General features: G+C 63.5%; 1 protein-coding gene. It reads right to left on the minus strand.

The genetic code is table 11. The annotated features are described in order from the left end of the window. Positions 1 to 52: 52 nt before the first annotated feature. The coding region (locus SAZ04_RS22120) for a hypothetical protein (RefSeq protein WP_332699755.1) at positions 53 to 271 on the minus strand (219 nt) is incomplete at its 5' end.

The raw sequence follows: 271 nt of genomic DNA on the forward strand, positions 1-271 counted from the left end.
CGCAGTGCGACGGTCAAAAACCTGCACCTTGGTACCGGTTCCAGCGCTGGATTTAACTGCCGCTTGTTTGCGCCATTGCCGCCGTTGACGCGGGTCGCATCTTGCTCACGATGCCGCTCACCAGCGCACGCTGCGGATGGCCGTCCACACTGGCGGTCGAACCGCGGCAGACGAGGCGGGGATCGAGCAGCATTTCCATGCGCACCGAGCGTTCGCCGTGGATGCGGACCAGCAAGCGTTCGATGGCCGTAAAGCCGATGTCATAGGTCGG

It is taken from the genome of Halalkalibacter lacteus, from assembly GCF_036663595.1.
GTDB classification, from domain to species: Bacteria; Bacillota; Bacilli; order Bacillales; family Bacillaceae_D; genus Halalkalibacter; species Halalkalibacter lacteus.